Source organism: Tardiphaga sp. 215_C5_N2_1 (assembly GCF_052076055.1).
Lineage (GTDB): Bacteria > Pseudomonadota > Alphaproteobacteria > Rhizobiales > Xanthobacteraceae > Tardiphaga > Tardiphaga robiniae.
In genome coordinates, this window is the sequence record NZ_CP197240.1 from 181,586 (window position 1) to 200,128 (window position 18,543).

Annotated in this window: 17 protein-coding genes and 1 tRNA gene; 8 read left to right on the forward strand and 10 right to left on the reverse strand. The window is 61.2% G+C overall.

The features are described from left to right. Positions 1–16: 16 nt before the first annotated feature. Together AB7828_RS00860 and AB7828_RS00865 are read left to right on the forward strand one after the other, a co-directional pair. Positions 17–92, forward strand: a tRNA-Lys gene (locus AB7828_RS00860). A gap of 370 nt (positions 93–462) precedes the next feature. Beyond that, on the forward strand, positions 463–738 hold the full coding sequence (locus AB7828_RS00865; RefSeq protein ID WP_093760270.1) for a hypothetical protein: 276 nt from the start codon (positions 463–465) through the stop codon (positions 736–738). 354 nt (positions 739–1,092) lie between these two features. On the opposite strand, the gene AB7828_RS00870 is transcribed toward AB7828_RS00865, so the two are convergent. From AB7828_RS00870 to AB7828_RS00910, 9 genes are all read right to left on the reverse strand, one after another. Continuing rightward, on the reverse strand, positions 1,093–1,329 hold the full coding sequence (locus AB7828_RS00870; protein WP_120290462.1) for a hypothetical protein: 237 nt from the start codon (positions 1,327–1,329) through the stop codon (positions 1,093–1,095). A 331-nt stretch (positions 1,330–1,660) separates the two neighbouring features. Continuing rightward, the gene (locus tag AB7828_RS00875; RefSeq protein WP_441229116.1) at positions 1,661–2,080 is read right to left on the reverse strand and encodes a hypothetical protein; all 420 of its coding nucleotides are present in this window, start codon (positions 2,078–2,080) and stop codon (positions 1,661–1,663) included. Positions 2,081–2,408: 328 nt separating this feature from the next. Continuing rightward, on the reverse strand, positions 2,409–3,155 hold the full coding sequence (locus AB7828_RS00880) for an SDR family NAD(P)-dependent oxidoreductase (protein ID WP_309946442.1): 747 nt from the start codon (positions 3,153–3,155) through the stop codon (positions 2,409–2,411). A 39-nt stretch (positions 3,156–3,194) separates the two neighbouring features. Continuing rightward, a complete protein-coding gene (locus AB7828_RS00885) occupies positions 3,195–4,154 on the reverse strand; it encodes a sugar kinase (protein WP_441229117.1) in 960 nt (319 codons plus the stop codon). Between the two features lie 33 nt (positions 4,155–4,187). Then, a complete protein-coding gene (locus AB7828_RS00890; RefSeq protein ID WP_320447563.1) occupies positions 4,188–4,874 on the reverse strand; it encodes an L-fuculose-phosphate aldolase in 687 nt (228 codons plus the stop codon). 76 nt (positions 4,875–4,950) lie between these two features. Next, the gene (locus AB7828_RS00895; protein WP_068738357.1) at positions 4,951–5,520 is read right to left on the reverse strand and encodes a peroxidase-related enzyme; all 570 of its coding nucleotides are present in this window, start codon (positions 5,518–5,520) and stop codon (positions 4,951–4,953) included. A 15-nt stretch (positions 5,521–5,535) separates the two neighbouring features. After that, on the reverse strand, positions 5,536–7,848 hold the full coding sequence (locus tag AB7828_RS00900; protein ID WP_441229118.1) for a molybdopterin-dependent oxidoreductase: 2,313 nt from the start codon (positions 7,846–7,848) through the stop codon (positions 5,536–5,538). Positions 7,849–7,881: 33 nt separating this feature from the next. Then, positions 7,882–8,649, reverse strand: coding sequence for a CoA-transferase (locus tag AB7828_RS00905; protein WP_441229119.1), 768 nt, complete (start codon positions 8,647–8,649; stop codon positions 7,882–7,884). Continuing rightward, on the reverse strand, positions 8,649–9,455 hold the full coding sequence (locus AB7828_RS00910) for a CoA transferase subunit A (RefSeq protein ID WP_441229120.1): 807 nt from the start codon (positions 9,453–9,455) through the stop codon (positions 8,649–8,651). Before AB7828_RS00910 ends, AB7828_RS00905 begins: the two co-directional genes overlap by 1 nt. Positions 9,456–9,706: 251 nt before the next feature. Between AB7828_RS00910 and AB7828_RS00915 the strand changes: the two genes are divergently transcribed. The 5 genes from AB7828_RS00915 to AB7828_RS00935 all read left to right on the forward strand — a co-directional run bounded on the left by AB7828_RS00915 (position 9,707) and on the right by AB7828_RS00935 (position 15,364). After that, positions 9,707–10,858, forward strand: a complete 1,152-nt coding sequence (locus AB7828_RS00915) for an ABC transporter ATP-binding protein (protein WP_441229121.1) — start codon at positions 9,707–9,709, stop codon at positions 10,856–10,858. Beyond that, positions 10,855–12,648 carry an ABC transporter permease subunit gene (locus tag AB7828_RS00920; RefSeq protein WP_441229122.1) on the forward strand — a complete coding sequence of 598 codons (1,794 nt, stop codon included), beginning with the start codon at positions 10,855–10,857 and terminating at the stop codon, positions 12,646–12,648. The genes AB7828_RS00915 and AB7828_RS00920 overlap by 4 nt, the downstream gene beginning before the upstream one ends. 31 nt (positions 12,649–12,679) lie before the next feature. Continuing rightward, complete coding sequence (locus tag AB7828_RS00925) at positions 12,680–13,768, forward strand: extracellular solute-binding protein (protein ID WP_441229123.1); 1,089 nt, start codon at positions 12,680–12,682, stop codon at positions 13,766–13,768. Positions 13,769–13,854: 86 nt separating this feature from the next. Then, positions 13,855–14,610, forward strand: a complete 756-nt coding sequence (locus AB7828_RS00930) for an IclR family transcriptional regulator (protein WP_441229124.1) — start codon at positions 13,855–13,857, stop codon at positions 14,608–14,610. Between the two features lie 313 nt (positions 14,611–14,923). Next, positions 14,924–15,364: a hypothetical protein gene (locus tag AB7828_RS00935; protein WP_441229125.1), complete on the forward strand. Its 441-nt coding sequence runs from the start codon at positions 14,924–14,926 to the stop codon at positions 15,362–15,364. Between the two features lie 71 nt (positions 15,365–15,435). Here the strand turns inward: AB7828_RS00935 and cysK are convergent, their stop codons facing one another. After that, entirely contained in the window at positions 15,436–16,491 is a 1,056-nt protein-coding gene (cysK, locus tag AB7828_RS00940; RefSeq protein WP_441229126.1) for a cysteine synthase A, read from the reverse strand. A gap of 253 nt (positions 16,492–16,744) precedes the next feature. On the opposite strand from cysK, the gene AB7828_RS00945 reads away from it, so the two are divergent. Beyond that, a complete protein-coding gene (locus tag AB7828_RS00945) occupies positions 16,745–18,526 on the forward strand; it encodes an adenylate/guanylate cyclase domain-containing protein (protein WP_441229127.1) in 1,782 nt (593 codons plus the stop codon). Positions 18,527–18,543 lie beyond the last annotated feature (17 nt).

Here is an 18,543-nt window from a genome sequence, read left to right on the forward strand (position 1 = left end):
ATCCGGATCTGGATCCGGGCGCATAGCTCAGTTGGTAGAGCAGGTGACTCTTAATCACCGGGTCCTAGGTTCGAGCCCTAGTGCGCCCACCAAAAAATCTCAACAAATCAGATTGTTAGAATTTCGGTGGTCAGTCGTTCCGACCGGACGTCGTCCGTCATTCTGACGCGGCACCTGCTTTTGTTCTTTCGCTGAGCCATCAGTCAGCCGGACGACTAGGCCACATAGGCCCAAAACGTCGAAAACCCTTTGAGCCTCCTCGGCGCGCTGTAGCGATCCTTCCGGAGATCTTTGCCAACCCGAGCGAAAACGCCGACCGCCGTATCCTCTGTGGGAGGTGGCCAGGTGGAACCGCCGGGATGCGCGCACGTTCCTACATCTGGAGAAACAGCATTCCAGTGCCGTCGTGCGGCGCGCTTTGCATTCAAGTCCAATCACCAAGCAGCAAATGGGAGTTTGTCGATGCTTAGCGCCTTCATCAACGGAAAAGACATCAAAACCGGTACCGTGATTTCTGTCGTCGCCAAATCGGTGGCGCCGGGAGAAACGCTTGCGCTCGAATACCCAAACAAAAGTCGGGTGTCAGGTAAGGTGATCTCAGCTTCGCACAGCGAGCTCGAATTGGAGATCAATTCGGAGGCCTGGCGGCTGCGTCCACACGCCCCGAGCGACAGCACCATCCACAATGACCTGTCCGATAAAGATGCATCATTCTGGACGGTCCAGGCGAAGCTCTAGACTATTCGTCTTGGCCGCTTTCCGACCTCAGTGGCCTGGTTTGAAAACCGCGGTGGCCGAATTTAAGAAACGTTAGAGGCAGACGGGCCACTATCTGCAGATGAAGCTCTTTTTGTGGTCTTGCGCGGGGTCGGCGGCCGGGATTCTGGCGACGGTAATCTTGTGTCTAGCGCTCGTGCTGGGCGTCAGTCAGTTCGGAATACCCAACGATCATCCTGTGGTGAAGTACATGATCCATGGCATCGCAACGATATGCTGGGTGTTGGGAATAGGCGCCGGCCTGTATTTTCATTTTCGGCACCAATCTGGTTTTAGGCTTCCCAAGCAGTAAGGCCGCCTCAGTGGGCGGCTCTTTCATTTTGGCGACCTGGGGGCGGATCGATGGATAGTCTCAAAGCCCACGCGCGGTTCGTTTAGGATCTTCGCTAGAGGATCGTGTTTCGGAGTCGTCCGAGGGGATGCCGTCGGTTTGTGCCGGCGCTCGACGACCATGGCGCGCTCGGCATTGGCCGCGCGCGAACCGTGCTCTTCAACAAAGCCGATCCTGGGTTCGTCGAGCAGCTTGGACTGCCATGCTTTTGTGTTCGTCATTCCGGCATTCTAGCCGATGGCGTGCGGCTCTGCAAAAGCCCGCGGGTGAGGCGGGTGGGGATCGTACGCGCAACGCCGCCCTGGGCGGAGTATGATCGCCCCGGCGACGTTGGCTAAACACTGGGCCCTCAAATCCCCAGTTCAAATTGGTACGATGGACGTGGCTGAAAGGTTCAAGGGAGCCAAAGAAAAAACGCCCGCGGGTATCGAGCGGGTTATGGCGGTCTGCGGTTCGGCGATATGCCGCCAGGCGTCGAAGACCCTACCAATGAAATGAAAACCCGCCGAGCTGCGCCGGCGGGTTTCTTCTGCCTACTGGCGATACGGCTCGTCAGGGAGTGGTCCGAGCGGCCCGCGGCGTAGCTGCAGGCTCAGTGGTCCTGGTTTTCTGGATTGCCTGGCTGACCGGTAATTGCAGCACGATTGCCTTCTGCCCGGGTTTCAGGTCTGTGACGAGAACAATCCTGCCATTTGAGAATTCCAGCGCGTCGTGGTGATTGTGATACTGGCCCATGTCAATTTGACGAAAGCGGGCTAGTCGATCGTTGACGTTGCGGCGAAACACCCATCCATCGACTCGGACGTTTTCTTCAAAAGCGATCTCGGTGCCAGGGCGAAGGCATACCGCAACGTTTGGATCGTCGAAGCTTGCGAACCCTTTGGTCGTCGTCGAAGGAAATCTTGCCGATACCAACCTATCCGCCACCTCTGCGGGACGGTTGGCGACCGCGTGCAGGCTGTAATCACACATGGATGCGCTCCTATGGACAGCCACCCAGCAAATGCTGCAACATCCGTGAACCCCGTTGGTTGCAGCGCGGGGCAAAAAAAGCTGCCGGCCCAGGCGTCACCTCATTCTGACCGCGCCAAAATTCCAAGCCTAACGTCCAGATAGGCGCGTTCAGGATCGCTTCGACGTTCGACCGCCGCCTTCACGCGTCTGGTCGAAGCGCTGCGTTATCGTTTGTGAGTATGGAGCAGGGGCCGCCGTATCATTGCGCGGTCCCGGATACGCACGTCCGCGAAGTCCGGCAGGGTCGTGCGTTCGTTGCCGGGCGTCGATCTCGGATTGAGGTCGATTAGCTGTAGAAGATACCGCCATCCACGTTGAGTGCCTGGCCCGTCACGAAGGCGGAATCGTCGGAGGCGAAGAATGCGACGGGGCCGACGACGTCTTCCGGCTCGCCGAGCCGATGCAGGTCGGTGATCTTCTCGAAATAGGTGACCCGCTCCGGATCGCGCAGGTTGTTGCGGCCCATCTCGGTGAGGATGATGCCGGGGCATACGGCATTCACCGTGATGCCATGGCCACCGAATTCCATCGACGAGACCCGCGTGAAGCCCACCACAGCGGATTTCGACGCGGCATAATGCGACTGGCCGGGGCCGCCGGTGCGCGCGGCCAGCGAGGCGATGTTGACGATGCGCCCGTATTTGCGCTCCTTCATGTGGACGACCATCGCCTGGGTCATCTGGAACACGCCGCGGACGTTCACGGCGAAGGTCTGGTCCCAGTGTTCGGGCGTGGTTTCTTCGATGGTCGCGAGACGCAGGATGCCGGCATTGTTGACGAGAACATCGACATGGCCGAGACCCGCGACCGCTTCCGCAACCGAGCGCTGGCAATCCTCGAGCTTGCTGACATCTGCCAGCACCGGAATACACTTGCCGCCGAGCTTCTTCACATCCGTGACGGTCTCCAGCAGCGTGCTCTCCTGCGACGCGATGTCCGTCAGAGCGAGATTGTAGCCGCGCTTGGCGAGGCCAAGGGCGATGGCACGTCCGATTCCGCGGCTGGCGCCGGTGACGATGGCATGTCTGGTCATGTGATGTTCCTGCTTCTATGAAAGCTGTCGATGGATGGATTAGGCGCGTGCGCCGCGGACGGGCAGCGTGTTCATCGCCTTGACCGTCTCCTCGAAGGACACGAGATTGGCGCCGGAACCGAGCCCCGTCGCGACGATGGCGGCCGTGGCTGTCGCCAGTTTTGCGCAGTCAAGCAGGTCCCAGTCGCGGACCAGGCCGGCGATGAAGCCGCCGGTATAGGAATCGCCGCAGCCGGAGGTGTCGCGCACCGTCACCTCGAAGGCCGGTACCGTGAACTGCCGCCCGTCGCGCGTCATGATGAAAGAGCCGTGTTCGCCGAGCGAGATCGCGCAGGCACCGGCGCCCTTGCCGATGAAATACTGCGCGCAGGCCGCGGGATCGTCGGTGCCGACCAGCGCGTGGGTCTCGTCGATGCTCGGCATGAAGAAGTCCGTATAGGGCATCAGCGGTTCGACCAGTGCCAGCGTCTCGCCGCGTGCCTGGATGAGATCGACGGTGGTGATGCAGCCGGTCGCCTTGGCATCGCGCAGCAGCGCCACCGTCGGCTCGCCGTCCATCGCCAGCAGCGAGCCGACGCCGCCAAGATGCAGCACCTTGCTGCGGCAGGCGGCTTTCTGCGCTTCGGGCGAAATCTTCCAGCGCGCGGAGGCGCCGCGCGCATGTAGCACCGGGCGCGAGCCATCCGGACGGATCGGCAGGATGGTGGCGGAGGTCGGCACGCCGGCCATCCGCTCCATCACCGAAATATCGATGCCCTCGCGTTCCATCGCATTCAGCACCCAGTCGGCCTTCTCGTCGGCGCCAACCGCGCCGACGGCGAGCGCCTTCAGCCCGAGGCGCGCGCAGGGCACCACGGTGCCGCCCGCGGTGCCAGCGACCGTGAGCCGGATCTCATCGATCAGCGCGCGGCCGCCGCCGGCCGGGATTTCGGTGATGGGGACGCCGAGAATGTCCAGGATGTAGGTGCCGCAGACGCTGACGTCGTGGGGATGGGCCATGTGGCAAGTCTCGCAATTGTTGGTGCTGGTTTGTTAGGTCGAGGTCTTCGGCGTGCCGTCGCTGTCGCGCAGGCCGTATTGTCCCCATCGCTTCAGGATGCTGTCGATCTCGGCATCCGGCAGCAGCGGCGGCGTGCCGAGTTGCAAGCAGCCGTGATACTGCTTGGCGAGCACCTCGACCTCCACTGCAAGCCACATCGCCTTGCGCAGATTGGGGCCGATGGCGATCAGCCCGTGATGGGCGAGCAGGCAGGCGCGGCGATGGCGCAGCGCCTCCAGTGCCGCTTGCGACAGTTCCGCGGTGCCATATTGCGCATAGGGCGCGCAGGGGATGTCGTTGCCGCCGGCCGCCGCGATCATGTAGTGGATCGCGGGAATGCTGCGGTTCATGATCGCGATGATCGTGCAGAAGATCGGATGCGCGTGCACGACGGCATTCGTTTCGGGCTTGGCCTTGAGTATGTCGAGGTGGAAACGCCATTCCGTCGAGGGCACGCGGCCTGCCGGCGCCGTCCACGAGCCATCCCATTTCATCGCGACGATGTCTTCCGGCCGCATGCTGTCATAGGGAACACCGGACGGCGTCAGCAGGATGCCGTCCCCGGTGCGGACGCTGATATTGCCGGACGTGCCCTGATTGATACCGGCAGCCGACATTTCGTGGCAGGCATCGATGATGGCCTGTCGGGTTGCGACGTCTGCGGCGCTTGGATGCGTCATGGCTTGTTTCCTCGAAAGTCGTCGCTGCGGCTCTTACCGGCCGCTGCGGGCGATCGTTATATCGGTGCGAGGCGGGTCAGCGCCCCATGGCGAAGAATTCGTCGTTCGGCCGCATGCTGGTGACATTCGCCAACCGGTTCGACATGCCGAAGAAGGCGGCGATGGCAGCGATATCCCAGACGTCGTCCTCCGTGAAGTCGTGGCGCTTCAGCGCCTCGATATCGGCATCGCCGACCTCGTAAGCCTGCATCGAGACCTTCATGGCGAAATCGAGCATCGCGCGCTGCCGCGGCGTGATGTCGGCCTTGCGATAGTTCACCGCGATCTGGTCGGCAATCAGCGGGTTCTTGGCGCGGATGCGCAGGATGGCGCCATGCGCCACCACGCAATACTGGCACTGGTTGGCATTGCTGGTGGCCACCACGATCATCTCGCGCTCGGCCTTGGTGATTGGGCCTGGCTTGTCCATCAGCGCATCATGATAGGCGAAGAAGGCGCGGAATTCGTCGGGCCGGTGCGCCAGCGTCAGGAACACGTTGGGCACGAAGCCGGACTTTTCCTGCACCGCGAGGATGCGCGTGCGGATGTCCTCCGGCAGGCTGGAGATTTCGGGGACGGGGAAGCGGCTGATGGCTGGCGTGGTCATGGTTTCTGTTTCCTCTCAGGCGGTCGCGAGTGCAACCAGTCTGTCCTGGTATTCTTCAAAAGCGTCGCGTTGATCTGCAATATGGGGTTCGGCGCGGACCAGGCATGTATGCGCCGAGCAGCCCTGGCCGAATTGCGAGGTGCCGATGTCGAGCGTCAGCACGTTCGGATTGCCGGCGACTTCAAGACCAGTCTCGGCGCGCGGGGTGAACCAGGCGCCGGTCGGCAGCACCAGCACGCCGGAGCGCACGCTGTCGGTGACGTCAGCAGTGGCAAGACAGGCGCCGCGTGCATTCCAGATGCGGATGGTCTGTCCGTCGCTGATGCCGCGCGCCGCGGCGTCGTCGGGATGCAGCCGTGCCTGTTCGCGGCCGTTGCGCTTGTTGGCCACGCTGGCGACGCCGGTTTCGATCTGGCTGTGCAGCCGGCCGGCCGGTTGATGCGAGATCATGTGCAAGTCGGACGCATCGCTGCCGCTGCCGAGCCATTCCGCCGGCTCAACCCAGGCCGGATGCGACGGACAATCGGCATAACCGAGCCGGGCAAGGGTCTTGCTGCCGAGCACAATCTTGCCGCTTTCGGTCTTGAGCGCATGCGCCTCGGGATCGATGCGGAAATCGGCGAGGAAAGTGTGGTCGGCGCGCACCGGGCAGCGCGCATAGCCGTCGTGCCAGAATGTTTCGAAGTCGGGCATGTCGAAGCCGAGCCGCTCGGAGGCGTCCTGCCGGCTCGCCTCATAAAGATGACGGACCCAGCCGATTTCGTCGCGGCCTTCGTTGAAGCGGTCGGCAACGCCGAGCTTGCCGGCGATGCGGTCGAAAATCTCGAAGTCGGGCAGCGAGTCTCCGACCGGCTTGATGGCCTGTTTCATCGCAATGATGAAGTCGGAGCGCCTGTTGCCGGCAAGGTCGTTGCGTTCGATCGATGTGGTCGCCGGTAGCACGATGTCGGCGCGCTGTGCCGTCGCGGTGAACATCGGATCCTGGACGATAATGGTCTCGGGCCGCGTCCAGGCTTCGGACAGCCGGTTGAGATCCTGATGGTGATGATAGGGATTGCCGCCGGCCCAGTAGACCAGCCTTGTGTCCGGATAGGTTCGCGTCTCGCCCTCATAGGTGAAGGTCGCGCCGGGATTGAGCAACATGTCGCTGATGCGCGCCACCGGGATGAAGCTGTCGATCGGGCGCGTGAGTTGCGAGATGGCCGGTGACTTGCCGAGATTGATGGGCGAGCCGACGCCGCCGAGCGAGGCATAGCCGTAGCCGACACCGCCGCCCGGCAGCCCGATCTGGCCGATGATGGAGGCGAGGCCGAGCGCTGCCCAGAACGGCTGCTCGCCATGATGCGCGCGCTGCAGGCTCCAGCTCACGGTAAGCATGCTGCGGGTATCGACGAGGCGTCGCGCCAGCTGGCGGATGCCGTCGGCATCGAGCCCACAGATCTCCGCGGCCCAGGCTGCATCCTTGCGAATGCCATCGGACGAGCCGTCGAGATAGCCGAGCAGTTGCTCGGCGCCGCTGGTGCAGCGATCGAGGAAATCCCGAGCGTGCCGGCCTGCCTTCACGATCTCGCCGGCGAGGCCCAGCATCAGCGCGGTATCAGTGTTCGGGCGGATCGGCCACCATTCGGCATCGACCCAATCCGGCATATCGTCCTTCAGCGGCGAGACGTGAACGATGCGGATGCCGCGCTCGGCGATTTTCCTGAGATAGGATTCGAGGCGGTGGGCGCCGATGCCACCGGCTTCGGTCTGCGCGGTGCGTGGCGATAGTGCGCCGAACACCACCAGCGTCTCGGTGTGGGCGGCTATGGTGTCGAGCGTATTGGCCTGGCCGTCGCAAGCATCAGAGCTTCCCAGCGTATGGCGCAGGATCACCGGGCCGGCAGCAATGGAATATGTATCCACATGCCGGGTGAAGCCGCCGACCAGATTGAGCATGCGCTTGAGCAATGACGACGCATGATGCAGGCGGCCCGAATTGGTCCAGCCATAGGAGCCCGCGAAGATCGACGCATTGCCATGGGTGCTGGAGACGCGGCGGATTTCGTCGGCCACCAGCGTGGTTGCCTCATCCCAGCTGACGGGCACGAACTTCTCCGCGCCGCGCTTGCGCGGATCGCTGTGCTCGCGCTTGTCGAGCCAGCCGGAGCGCACCATCGGACGCAGAATGCGGCGTTCGGGATTGGCCCATTCCGGCACTGAATGGATGATGGGCGAGGGGGCAGGATCATGGGCGAACGGCTCGATGCCGACGATCTGTTCGTCCTGCACGAGGATCGCATAGGCGCCCCAGTGGCTGCAATGCGGGATCCGCTTGATCTCACTCACGCATCGTCTCCGTGTCGTTGCTCGCCGGTCCTGTCAGGATGCATGGGACAGCGGCCGTTCGATCTCGCGCCGCATCTGCGCGGCGAAGTCCGGATAGGTTTCGGCGACCTCGTCGTAAACACGCCCGCGCAGCAAAGCCAGCGTCTGCGGATCCGGCAGCCCGGTCTGTTCCGGCTGGCTTTCATGGGTGAACTGGAAGCCGGTGGCGTCCTTGATACCTGCGAGGTCGTGTCCGGGATGGACACTCTGCAGGTCGAAGCCCGGACGCGTCTTGTCGAAGCGGAACAGCGCCTTGCTCGTCAACAGCGCGATCGGGCCGCCACTGCGGTAAACGCCATCGTCGCTGACGCCGGGCGCGCTGATGAAATCCACCTTCTCGACCAGAGCGCGTGGCGTGTGCTCCTCGCGAAACAAGATCACGCGCGGCACGACGTAATACAGATAGGCCGATCCGAACGAGCCGGGCCATCGCACTTGCGTCTGCGGATAGTCGCCGGTGCCCACCAGATTGACATTGCCGCGACCGTCGATTTGGCCGCCTCCGAGGAAGAAGGCATCGATGCGGCCCTGGCCGGCGCAATCGAACAGTTCGGCCGAGCCGTTGGTGAAGAAATTATGCTCCACCGATCCGAGGATCGAGATGCGCGGGCCTTTCTCGCCGGCCTGCTGCTTCAGCGCCCGCAGCAGCATGGCGCCGGCCGCGGGGATCGGTGAGGACGCACCGACAGCGACATGCCGGACGCCATCGAGCAGCTTGGCGATGGTGCAGATCAGGATCTCGCGCGGGTGAACCTCGCTCATCATGCGGGCTCCATCTGTGCGTTTGTCATGTAGTCGGCAAAACCCTCGGCGCTGCGCGCGGCGCGCGCATAGCGCAGGATCTCGGCCGTGTCGGTCGGATATTCGCCCCACAGGCCGTAGGGCCACGCGCCCTTAGGCGCGACGGCAACTTCGGTGACATAGAGCGCCGGCAGCACGCCCGCTGCGCTCATTTCGCTGGCGAGCAGGCTTTCGTCCACGATGCGCTCGACAGTGACAAGCGTGGTGGCCGATGCATAGGCCATCGCGGCGAGTTCGCGGCGTCGCCCGATCCACACATTACCGAATCGGTCGGCCATCGGTGCGTGGAAGATCGTGATGTCGGGTTTGATAGCGGGGATGAGCACGATGGGATCGCCGCCAACCGCCAGCGGATTGTCGATGACGCGCCAGTCGCTGCGGTGGCGCAGCAGGTCACTGCCGATCAGTCCGCGCATCGGCATGAACGGGCTGCCTTTCTGCGCGGCCATCAGGCCGGCATGGATAGCGGGGCAGGTGGCGTCCTTCAATGCGATCGCGCCGTCCTTGACGGCTGCGTTGAAGCGCGGCGCGCCGCCGGCTTCGCCGAGCGATACGGCGCTGGTCTCAACCGAACGAACCAGACCGGCACCGACGAGTTGGTCCACCTGAAGGCCACCGGTTGGCACGCAGACGAGATCGAGATTGCGTGTGTTGTGTTCAATGATCGGGCGCGTCATCGCCATCGAGACGCCGGCATAATCCACCGGCAGCGCCAGCCGGACTCCCGGCTCCACATACTTCGCCAACGCGCGAAGATCGCTTACCACAATTCGCCTCCCGATTTATGTGTTCTATATTGTAGAACTTAGTTCTAAATAAAATTAGTCGCGCGGCGCCGCGGCTGTCAATCCGTTTGTGTCGCGAAGCACTTTGCCCGTAGGGGAAAATGCAAACCCGTCGGTAAGTCGATGACGATCGGCGCGTCGTCGCATCGCGCATTCACTTGACAAGACGATGCGTCGCGCCAACAATAATTGGAATAACGTCTCATAATATAGAACGACCAGGGAGGTTGATGATGGCTGAGCCATTGGCGCTGCGCGTGGGATATTCCGGCGTGGGTGTTCCGGCATCGCAGTTGGGCGGTGCAAGCGAGCGTCAGGTCATCGGTTCGCGCATTGCAGTTCGCGATGCCGAGAAACGATACGGCCAGTTCCATGCGGTCAATCGCATCAATCTCGATATCGAACCCGGCGAATTCATCACGCTGCTCGGCCCGTCCGGCAGCGGCAAGACCACATTGCTGAACCTACTGGCCGGTTTCCAGAGCCTCGACGGCGGCGAGATTCTCGTGGACGACAGGCCGGTGCACAACGTGCCCACGCATAAGCGCGGATTCGGCATGGTGTTCCAGAGCTATGCGCTGTTTCCCAACATGACGGTGACACAGAATGTCGCGTTCCCGCTGCGCATGGCCGGCGTTGATCGCGCCACCACCGAGCGGCGCGTCGCCGAGACGCTGGAAATCATGCGCCTGTCGGATCATGCGAACAAATCGCCGTCGGAAATGTCCGGCGGACAGCAGCAACGCGTCGCGATTGCGCGCGCCATTGTGATGCGGCCGAAGGTCGTGCTGATGGACGAGCCGCTCAGCGCGCTCGACCGTCGGCTGCGCGAATCGATCCAGATCGAGATACGCGATCTGCATCAGACGATCGGCAGCACGATCCTGTTCGTGACGCATGATCAGGGCGAAGCGCTTACCATGAGCGATCGCATTGCGGTGCTGGATGCCGGCAGGATCGTGCAGATCGGCCGCCCGCTCGAGATCTATCGTCACCCGTCCAATCGTTTTGTGGCGTCGTTTGTCGGCGAGAGCAATCTGATCGAAGCCGAGATCATGCAGAAGCGCGGCACCACAGTGACGCTGAAGAACCGCGCCGGCTATGTGTTCGATGCCGAGAGCCGCGACGCCATCGATGTCGGTCGCGTCACCGTGCTGGTGCGGCCCGAGCGCATCGCGATTGCCAATGAGCCTGTGGCGAATTCGACGCCGGTGGCCGTGATATCGGCGATCTTCCTCGGCGAGATCCTGCGCATCGAGGCGCAGATGGACGGCGGCGACACCCTGCTGATCCGCTGTACCGATACCGCAAGGCGGCGGCTGCCCGATGTCGGCGATCGCCTGCATGTGAGCTGGGGTCCGGAAGACTGCTGGGTGCTGACATGACGACGATCTCGCTGTCCGATGAGCCGAGGCATCAGGCGAGCTCTAGCCTGGCCATGAAGCTCAAGAACCCCGCGCTGCTGCTGTTGCCCGCGGTCGCTTTCCTGTCGTTCATATATCTGCTGCCGCTGATTGATCTCATTCGCATCAGCATCAGCGGGCCAAGCTGGCTGACCTATTTCCAGCGCGTCTTTGCGGTGCCGCTATATTGGGAATCGCTGGTCCGGACCATGCAGATCTCGGTCACGGTCGCATTCCTGTGCCTGTTGTTCGGCTATCCCACCGCATTGCTGATCCATCGCACCCGCGGCATCACCCGCGCGCTGATCGCCACCGCGATCGTGCTGCCATACTTCATCGCGATCCTGATCCGCACCTATGCCTGGATGGTGCTGCTCGGCCGCAACGGCCCGGTCAACAAGTTCCTGGTGTCGATCGGTATCCTGAGCGAGCCGGTTCAGCTCTTGTTTCACCGGGGCACCGTGTTAATGGGCATGACGGCGGTGCTGCTGCCGCTGATGGTGCTGACTATCTATTCAAGCGTGTCGCGGCTCGATCCCGGCCTGACGCGCGCGGCGCTGGCCAGCGGTGCCGGGCCTATCGCCGTGTTCTGGCGGGTTCTGCTGCCGCTGACGCTGCCCGGCATCGGCGCCGGCTTCCTGCTGGTTTTCGTGGCCGCGATCGGCTTCTTCATCACGCCGACGCTGCTCGGTGGCCCGGGCGACCAGATGTTCGCCATGCATATCACGCAGCAGGCGGACTCGGTGACGTCGGAAGGCTTCCTGCAGGCGCTGGGCGTCGTGCTGTTGTTGATCACGCTGCTGGTGGTCGCTATCGCCGGACGTTTCCTTGGCCTGGAATTCATCTGGGGCGGCCGCAAGCTCACCGAGACGACAGCAGGGAAGGCCGCGTCAGCGGCGACGTCCGCCACCGCACGTCGCAGCTTCGGCAGCGCATTCGCTGACGCCATCGGCTGGCCGCTGCTCCGGCTGTTCGGCATGCTGCCGGCCAGTTGCGGCACATGGACGGTCCGGCTGATGGGTGGCGTGGTGGTCGCGCTGCTGATCCTGCCCATCATCGTGGTCATGATCATCTCGTTCAGCAGCGCCAGCTATCTGACCTTCCCGCCACCGGGCTTCTCGCTGCGCTGGTATGAGCAGTTCTTCTCCGACACCAACTGGATGCGCGCGTTCTGGACATCCGCGCTGATCGCGGCAGTCTCGGCCTTCATTGCGGTCGGTCTCGGTACATGCGCGGCGCTCGGCATCGTCAGGGGTAATGTGCGCGGCAAATCCGCGATCATGCTACTGCTGGTCAGCCCGATCATCGTGCCGCCGGTCGTGCTCGGCTTGTCGCTCTACACGCTGTTCTTGAAGTTCGATCTGGTCGGCTCGGTGTTCGGCCTTGCGGCGGCCCATGCCATCGGCGGTTTGCCGATCGTGGTGGTGATCCTGTCTGCTGCGCTGCAGGGCGTGGACTCGCGGCTCGAACAGGCCGCCTCGGTCCATGGCGCGTCGTCACTCACGGTGCTGCGGCTGGTGACGTTGCCGGCGATTGCGCCGGGCCTTGCGGCTGCGACCTTCTTTGCGTTCCTGCATTCGTTCGACGAATTGGTGCTGACCCTGTTCCTGTCGAGCGCGCAGCTGAAGACGCTTCCGTTGATGCTATGGGGCGACATCAATTACCGGCTCAATCCGGTACTGGCTGTCGTGTCCACGCTCGAAGTGCTGCTGGTCGTGGGAGGACTGTTCCTCGCGCGGCCGGTGCTCGCAACGTCGCAAAAAGCGACCTGATGACAAACGATCAAACAGGAGGAAACACACTATGCTGGGAATGAAACGTTTCAGGCTGCCGGCCTTGGCTTCGGCGGCGTTCATCGCCATGGGTACGGGTCTGGCCGTGGCCCAGACTAACGTCGTCATCATGCAGGATCCGGGCGGCGGCTATGGCGATGCGCTGCGCAAGGTGATGTACGATCCGTTCGAGAAGGAAACCGGCATCAAGGTCGTCACCGTGCAGGAAGCGCGCAGCGGTCCGCGCATCAAGGCGCAGGCCGAAGCTGGCAAGGCGCAGTGGGATCTGACCTTCATCTTCGATCAGGAAACCAAGCTGCTCGGCGACTGCTGCCTGGCTGACATCGACTATTCCAAGCTGTCGGAATCCGCGCAGAAGACCCTGGCGGCGATGCCGGACAATCTGAAGCGCAAGAAGGGCGTCGCGCTGCAGGTGATCGGCGTCGGCCTCGTCTACAACAAGGACAAGTTTAAGGGCGATAAGGCACCGCAGAACTGGGCCGACTTCTGGGACGTGAAGAAGTTTCCGGGGCGCCGTTGCATGCCAGCGTGGCCGCGCTTCACCTTCGAGGCCGCGCTGATGGCCGACGGTGTCGACAAGAGCAAGCTTTATCCGATCGACATGGAGCGTGCGCTCAAGAAGATCAAGGAGATCAAGCCGCACATCGTCAAATGGTGGACCACCGCCGCGCAGCCGCCGCAGCTGATCCTCGATGGTGAAGCCGACATGTGCCAAGCCTATACGGGGTCGATGAGCAAACTGGCGCTGGAAGGCGCTCCGATTGATCTCACCTTCAATCAGGGCTTCGTCTATTACGACTTCTTCTCGATTCCGAAGGGCGCGCCGAACTATGACAACGCGCTCAAGCTGCTGTCCTGGCGTCTCGACCCCAAGCGCGCCGCCCAGCTGACCTCCACGTTCCCGGTCGCGCTTCCTTCGAAGGTCGTGTTCGATGCTGCGACGGACAAGAACGTCGCGCGCTATTGGGCGAACAATCCAGAGAACGTCTCCAAAGCGATCGAATGGAGCCCGGACTTCTGGGGCGCGCCATCGCCCGCGGGCAATTCGACCAATGAAGAATATGCGCAGGAAAAGCTGAACGCACTGCTTGCCCAGTAAATCGCGCCATACAACAATGAGACCGGCGGCGGCCCAGCGCCGCCGGTCTGTTCGCAATAGAGAACTACCTCATATCGGCTGCTTGGATGGATAAGGCATTTATCAAGGGACTGAGGCTCCTCGAGGCGCTCGCGATGAGCGAGCAGCCGCGCGGGGTCACCGATCTCGCCAATGAGCTGAAGTTCACCAAGAGCAATGTGCATCGACTACTGGCGACGCTGCAATCGCAGGGCTTCGTTCGCCAGATTCCGCCGCACAGCACCTACGAGCTCACAACCAAGCTATGGGTGCTTGGCAACCACGTCATTCAGCGCATGGATCTCATCCGTATCGCACGCCCAGCGATGACGGCGCTGGCCGAAGTCACCGGAGAGACCGTTCATCTGTCGGTGCTCGAGGGTACCGACGTTGTCTATGTGGACAAGATTGAAAGCGCGCATCATATCCGCGCGCATACCAGCGTTGGCATGCGTGCGCCCGCATTCACCATGGCAACCGGGAAGGCGATGCTCGCGCAAATGCCGGACGAATATCTGGAGAACTTTCGCCCGCATCTCAGGCGTTATACGGATACGACGCGAACGACCATCGAGGAGTTGCGCGAAGACATCCATGCGGCACGGGCACAAGGTTACTCGTCAGTGCTGCATGGCGAATGGCGGGAAGGTATAGCCGCCTGCGCTTGCGCCATCGTTGGACGCTCCGGTGAACTCGTCGGAGCCATCGGCATGTCTGGCCCGGACATCCGGGTCAAGCGAAAGCAGATCAAGGAATACGCTGTTCACGTGATGGAAGCGGCGCGCGCCATCGGCCTGGCACTCGGCCATGTTCGTGCGATGTGAACAATGGCTGCCCATTCGAAGTCCGTGATACCACATCGATGCTTCGGTTTGGACGCCTGAATCACGTCTAAGCCGATGCCTTCAATCGGCAAAAAACGGAAGACCGTACTTGCGAGATTACCCCGTAAGCGGACATATCCGGACATGTCAAAATCGACCCGAATGACCCACACCAGACATGGGCTGTTTCGATCTCCTGGGCACCGGCGCGCGCGGTCGCAGGAGCGCGGCGAGCACAGGGACGTCACCCGCGACGCCGCGAAATAACTGGTAGTACTCTCGCAAACCGTCGCGTTCGCTGTGAAAGCGAAAGTTGATCGACTGCCGCTATTGCGTGGTGGCCTTGGCTGAGCATCGTCGGCCACGGCCATCACCAGTGATCAACAAGGTGTCCGCTGCACGCGTTTTGCATGTCCTGCTTCGAAGTCGCTGGCGTCGAATCTACTTTCAATGGCGACAACTGAATCGCCACGATTTCGCCTCCGAGCGATCGGCCAATCTCGCAACGTCACGCAATGATTCTCGCGAGGCATTTGGGATGAATGATTTGATCCTCTGGAACGAGCTAACGCGCCGCGAACAGCGAATTATGAACAAGCTGTTCGGCGGCGGATCAGCCTATGGTGATGGTCCGATAGAAACAGTCAACCTCATGCGGCTCGGTCTGATCACCGAAAGCGGATTAACCTCGGCCGGCCTCGAGTTATTCATTGCTGCTTTCAAAGCGCAACGAGACGTCTGTCGGGCGAACTGATTGCGCGCAGAGCATCGCGTTCCGGTCCGGGCCTCATAACGTCGGATGTTTTTTTATTCGATCTTTGCAAATCAAGAGCCAGGCTTGAGCTGTCCGTTCGGCGTAGAGCGTGAGATCTCAAGCTCTTCCTCGTTCATGTCTGCCGACACATCAGCGAAAAGGGGTGTGCTCAAATAGCGCTCGCCGGTATCGGGAAGCATGCAGAGAATATTTGCCCCTTTCTCTGCCTCGGCTGCAACCTTGAGCGCGCCCGCAAAGGTTGCGCCTGAGGTAATACCCACAAAGATGCCCTCTTTGGTAGCAAGGTCCTTGCTGCAGCGAATGGCATCCGGACCGGAGACCGCTAAGATGCGATCGATGACCTTCATTGCGACGGCATCGTCGGTGAGTTTTGGGATGAAATCCGGCGTCCAGCCTTGCATCGGATGGGGCTTGAATGTCGGATGCGGGGCGGCCGGAGTTCCATCTGAGTTTCGCGACTGCGGGGTGCCACTGGCCAACAACTGCGCATCCTCTGGCTCGCAAACCACTATCTTCGTTTCGGGACGCTCCTCTGCGAGCACCCGCGCGACGCCCTTTAACGTTCCGCCCGTTCCATAGCCCGTGATCCAATAATCCAACCGTTCTCCGGAGAAATCGTCGAGTATCTCACGCGCTGTCGTACGCGAATGAATATCGGGATTGGCTTCATTCTCAAACTGCCTAGTCATGTACCAGCCATGCGCCCTGGCGAGCTCGATGGTCTTGTTGATCATGCCTACGGCGCGCTCAGCCGCGGGAGTTACGATGACCTTCGCTCCAAGGAACCGCATGAGCTTACGCCGCTCGACGCTAAATGGCTCTGCCATGGTGATCACAAGCGGGTATCCCTTGGCGGCGCAGACCATGGCAAGACCAATGCCCGTATTTCCACTTGTCGCCTCTATGACCGTCTGACCAGGCTTGAGCTCTCCGGATTTTTCGGCCGCCTCGATTACTCCGAGAGCCAATCGGTCCTTCACTGAACTAAGCGGGTTGAAGGCTTCAATTTTTACGAAGAGATTCACGCCTTCCGGCGCCAGACGATTGATCCGCACTACCGGCGTATTACCGATCGTTTCGACGATACTTTGATATTTCCGTCCCATGATGCATTTCCCGACATTGCGTTGTTTGCGACGGCTCCAATTGCCATGCATTGCGTCGAAGCTGCCCTCGGTTATTGGGGACAATCATTGGGCGCGCAAGAGTTAGCTTTCAGGGCGTACCCGACTTCACCGCCCGTCCTGATTGATCGTAGCGCGGCAAATGGACCTGTTTTGAACATTGTACCTAGCGGAACAGCCACCGCCTATGCTTTGGTAGAGGCAGATAGTTTTTCACCGAGCCAGGGAGCGTTTTTTGCCCGGCGAGCGCGTGGAACGGCGACTGGCGGCTGTGCTGGCGGCGGATGTCGCCGGCTATAGCCGGTTGATGGGTCATGCCGAGGAGCGCACGCTTGCGGAGCTAAAGGCGTTTCGAAAGACGCTTGTCGATCCCAGGATCGCCACGCACTGCGGTCGCATCGTCAAGACCACTGGCGATGGCATGCTGGTCGAATTCGCCAGTGCTGTCGATGCAGCGCGCTGTTCGGTGGAAATCCAGCAAGAGATGGCTCAACAAAACGCCGCCGTTCCGCCGGAACTCAGGATTGAATTTCGCATCGGCATACACGTTGGGGACATCATCATCGACGACAACGATATTTTCGGCGATGGTGTCAACATCGCAGCCCGTCTTGAGGGAATTGCCGAGCCAGGCGGCATCTGCATCTCCGATGATGCACACAGGCAAATTCGCGGCAAGCTCGACGTCGCCTTCGACGACATCGGCGAGCAGACTTTAAAGAATATTGCCGAACCAATGCGCGTATGGCTCATACGGCTTGCCCGCGAGAGCGCCCCTGCGATCCCGTCAAATTCGTCTGCGAAACAAGTTCGAGATCTAGCGCTACCTGACAAACCGTCCATCGTCGTCCTGCCGTTCGACAACATGTCCGCTGAGGCGGGGCAGGATTACCTTGCTGATGGTATCGTCGAGGCAATTACCGCAGCTCTTTCGTGCATTCGCTCTTTTTTCGTCATCGCCCGTAGCTCAGCGTTCACCTATAAGGGCCGCGCGATAAATGCGCGCAACGTCGGTAAGGAGTTGGGCGTTGCTTATTTGCTTGAGGGTAGCGTGCAGAAAGTCGGCAATCGCCTCCGCATTATCGTTCAGCTAATCGAAACCGAGGGAGGGGCACATGTTTGGAGCTCACGCTTTGACGGCGCGGTCGACGAGTTCTTTGACCTCGAAGACCGAATAACGGAGCAGGTGGCAGGCGCTCTACAGCCTTCCATCCGCATTGCCGAGATTGAGCGGTCGCGACGCAAACGGCCGCAAGACCTGAGCAGCTATGACTATACTATGAGAGCGATGCCTCATGTCTGGGCGTTGGAGAAGGAAGAAAGCGCTAAAGCGATTGAACTTCTCGAAAAGGCGCTCGCGATTGATCCCGAATATCCCCTAGCTTTGTCGCTTGCTGGTTGGTGCCATGCCCAGCGCTCGGTCTATAACTGGGCGGACGACATCGTTGGAAGCCAGGCAATGGCGCGATCGCTCGCCGAGCGGGCAGCAGAGATGAGTGGCGATGACCCTATCATTCTGGCGGTACTCGGCGCAGTGCACACATTTGTACGCAACCATGGAACCGCGCGTATACTGCTTGAGCGAGCCGTCAGCCTCGACCCCAACGCTGCATGGGCCTGGAGTAGGCTCGGATGGCTAGAGAACTATGCCGATCAGCCTCAGAAGGCGATTGACAATTTCGAGCGCGCTCTGCGCCTGAGCCCGATTGATCCAATGAATTTCAACAACTATGTAGGAATAGCCTCTGCGCATGAAGTAGCGCAAGAATACGACAAGGCTGCCGCGTTCTATAGGCGCGCCCTCGAAGAACGGGCAAACGCTAGTTGGATTTATCGCAATTTGGCGTCGGTCCTGTCGGGAGCCGGCCGGGTCGGCGAAGCTAAACAAGCATTCGAGGAGTTGATGCTTACTTACCCCGATCTGACGATTTCAAAATTCAAACAGGCAATGGTGTTTTCGCCTGCTGTTCTGAACCGTATGGCAGAAAACCTCCGAAAGCTCGGGTTGCCTGACTAGGACGACCGGAGAGAGCC

Bases quoted from the DNA above. Each gene is read 5' to 3' on its own strand.
- AB7828_RS00880 (WP_309946442.1), bottom strand. From the start codon at position 3,155: ATGACCAGACATGCCATCGTCACCGGCGCCAGCCGCGGAATCGGACGT.
- AB7828_RS00890 (WP_320447563.1), bottom strand. From the start codon at position 4,874: ATGACGCATCCAAGCGCCGCAGACGTCGCAACCCGACAGGCCATCATC.
- AB7828_RS00870 (WP_120290462.1), bottom strand. From the start codon at position 1,329: ATGACGAACACAAAAGCATGGCAGTCCAAGCTGCTCGACGAACCCAGG.
- cysK (WP_441229126.1), bottom strand. From the start codon at position 16,491: ATGGGACGGAAATATCAAAGTATCGTCGAAACGATCGGTAATACGCCG.
- AB7828_RS00920 (WP_441229122.1), top strand. From the start codon at position 10,855: ATGACGACGATCTCGCTGTCCGATGAGCCGAGGCATCAGGCGAGCTCT.
- AB7828_RS00925 (WP_441229123.1), top strand. From the start codon at position 12,680: ATGCTGGGAATGAAACGTTTCAGGCTGCCGGCCTTGGCTTCGGCGGCG.
- AB7828_RS00930 (WP_441229124.1), top strand. From the start codon at position 13,855: ATGGATAAGGCATTTATCAAGGGACTGAGGCTCCTCGAGGCGCTCGCG.
- AB7828_RS00905 (WP_441229119.1), bottom strand. From the start codon at position 8,649: ATGAGCGAGGTTCACCCGCGCGAGATCCTGATCTGCACCATCGCCAAG.
- AB7828_RS00865 (WP_093760270.1), top strand. From the start codon at position 463: ATGCTTAGCGCCTTCATCAACGGAAAAGACATCAAAACCGGTACCGTG.
- AB7828_RS00875 (WP_441229116.1), bottom strand. From the start codon at position 2,080: ATGTGTGATTACAGCCTGCACGCGGTCGCCAACCGTCCCGCAGAGGTG.
- AB7828_RS00885 (WP_441229117.1), bottom strand. From the start codon at position 4,154: ATGGCCCATCCCCACGACGTCAGCGTCTGCGGCACCTACATCCTGGAC.
- AB7828_RS00895 (WP_068738357.1), bottom strand. From the start codon at position 5,520: ATGACCACGCCAGCCATCAGCCGCTTCCCCGTCCCCGAAATCTCCAGC.
- AB7828_RS00915 (WP_441229121.1), top strand. From the start codon at position 9,707: ATGGCTGAGCCATTGGCGCTGCGCGTGGGATATTCCGGCGTGGGTGTT.